The 2328-nt window shown below is 63.0% G+C and carries 2 protein-coding genes; both read right to left on the bottom strand.

The genetic code is table 11. The annotated features are described in order from the left end of the window. Nucleotides 1-688: 688 nt before the first annotated feature. A complete protein-coding gene (locus VNW74_RS15725; protein ID WP_325678394.1) occupies nucleotides 689-829 on the bottom strand; it encodes a hypothetical protein in 141 nt (46 codons plus the stop codon). Nucleotides 830-911: 82 nt separating this feature from the next. Further along, on the bottom strand, nucleotides 912-2328 hold a 1417-nt coding region (locus tag VNW74_RS15720; protein WP_325678393.1), incomplete at its 5' end, for a 2-polyprenyl-6-methoxyphenol hydroxylase-like oxidoreductase.

Genomic DNA, 2328 nt, shown 5'->3' with positions numbered 1-2328 from the left:
CCAGACGGTGTTACATCACCGGCACCCAACCCGCCAGGGTTGTGGAGGGAATACATGGTGGTGATGAACTCTACTAACTTCTGCAAGGATCACATGAATCCCAACGGATTCACCAGCGATCCCGTTCTAGCCACCGAGGGAGTCCCGCCAGATGAGCGACCAACGGAAGCACCGGAAATACCGGGACGACCGATCCCCAAACCGGTACCACCAGCACCCGCGTTGCAAGTAACACCGGGGATACCGGGAGCGTTAACACCAGGGATACCGAATCCGTAATGGACCGGCAAGCTGCGTGGATTGTTATGTATGAACTGCGTGCCGGTTTATTCTCGCGCTGATCCTGGCCACCCCGTGCCCCGACTGCGTGCGCGGCTATCGGACAGCCCTGCCGGTCGCCAATCGCGCCCCGCTACCGCCCGGCGTGGACCCCGGCAGTGTGCGCGAGTGCTGCGCGGGCCGGTTCTGGGCTGTCATTGATAGCCGCAACTAACCCCCAGCAAACACCTGTTTCCGGGCTAGTGGCATGTTTGTGGCACGCGGGCCGATGCAAAGGTGCATAACCGCAGCCCAGACGTGGTGCGCGATACTGGGATTGAATTAGTCACGGCTTGCCAAACGGCGAGGACGCCTCCGCCTAATCTGCTATCTCCGAACCTTTGTGGTCCCGTGGACGCTGGCTGAGCAGTCAGCTTCCGATCAGCTGGTTGCGTTCGTCGAGCTGTTCGTCGACCTGACGACTTGACGGCTCGCCCCGGTGCCCGCGGATCGACCAACGCACCACGGCCAGGAGCCGGAGTTCGGAGTCGATGACATCGAGGTCGCGCATACGCGGAGCTTAGGTCGGCGCGCCAGCACCAGGACTTCACCGTCGAAGAGGACTTGGCCCTCGGCGGTCAACTGTCCCGGAATCAAGAAACACTTCCCCGGTCACCGAGCGTTTCGCGCGCCGCCACGGCTGGTTGACGGCGTTCGCGGCGGCGCAGGTTGGCGGTCGCAATGTGGATCATCATCTTCGGCTGCAGCAGCCGAGTGGGCGCGTCGACGAATGCGACGACCTTTGTGAACTGTTCGGCGACAAAGAGGTCGGACTCGGCGGCGGTCTGAAGCCGGTCGACGTACCTATTGGCGAGGCGCAGCGACAGTGGTCTTGGGCCTTCGACCTCGGGCAGGTTAAGGTCGCCGCCAACCGCGAATCGCCAGGCCACCCCGATCGGTTTCGCCGCGGCACGGAAATAACGACGCGCCAAGCCATTCGCGCCGCGCTGTAGACATTGGCGCAGCACGTGCGCCTGCAGGGCGGCCACCGTCATGCCCTGGCCGTAAATGGGATTAAAGCTGCAGATTGCGTCACCGACAACCACTAGACCGGCGGGGAACCGCCGCATCTTGTCGTAGCGTCGCCAGCGACTCTCGGGGTAATGGAAACGACAGACTTCGGTGAGCGGCTCAGCGGCACCAATCGCCGCCACCACATGCGCCGGAACCAAACCCTCAACGAAGGCCAGCATTTCGGCCGGCTCGGACGGCGGTTCGTGCCCCGCCATCCCGCCGATGGTGAACATCCAGGTGTCGTTCTCGTAGCCGGCTAACGCCATGGCGATGGGCCGGCCCGGGACGGGAGTGACGAGGACCACCAATTCCTTGAGCGTGCCAGGCGGGATCCGCAGCAGCTGACTGGAATACACCACACGCACACCGACTTGCTCTTCAGACGGGCGCCCATAGCCCAAGGCGTCCAAGAACGCCGGTGTTCGCGCACCCCGACCGGTGGCGTCAGCGACCAGATCCGCCCTCAATACGCGTTCACTGCCACCGTCACGAGGACGGACCCGCGCGCCGGTGACACGATCCCGTGCCGTGGTCGACGTCAGATCAACAACGTCATAGTCCTCAATCAGCGTGATATTCGCCGTTTCGCGCACCCGTCGCCGAACAAGACACTCCAACAATGGTCTGCTTGGGATAAAGGCGGGCGGGATGTCTCTGAACGCTCCACTATGCATAAGCTGATGGCCGGCGACGCAAGAGAACACCTTGGACAGGTCGGTGTAGTCGAGCACAGGGACCCCGCACGCGACGAGGTCGTCAAGGAATCCGGGAAAGAGCTCAGCCAGGACCTGGGAGCCTCGCCCCAGTAAGGCATGCACATGGCGACCCTGCGGAACACCCCGCCGGTTCACTGCATCGTCGGGCAACACGTCCCGCTCCACCACGGTGACCGTCTCATAAAAGTCGGAAAGCACCCTCGCGGCCAATAGTCCGCCCATGCTTGCGCCGAGAACCACCGCATGCTCACCGATCTTCGGCACGAGCCACCACCTAACC

The organism is Mycobacterium sp. (assembly GCF_035570115.1).
Lineage (GTDB): Bacteria > Actinomycetota > Actinomycetes > Mycobacteriales > Mycobacteriaceae > Mycobacterium.
The sequence above is the reverse complement of the archived record's forward strand: the minus strand, read 5'-3'. Positions and strand labels throughout refer to the sequence as shown.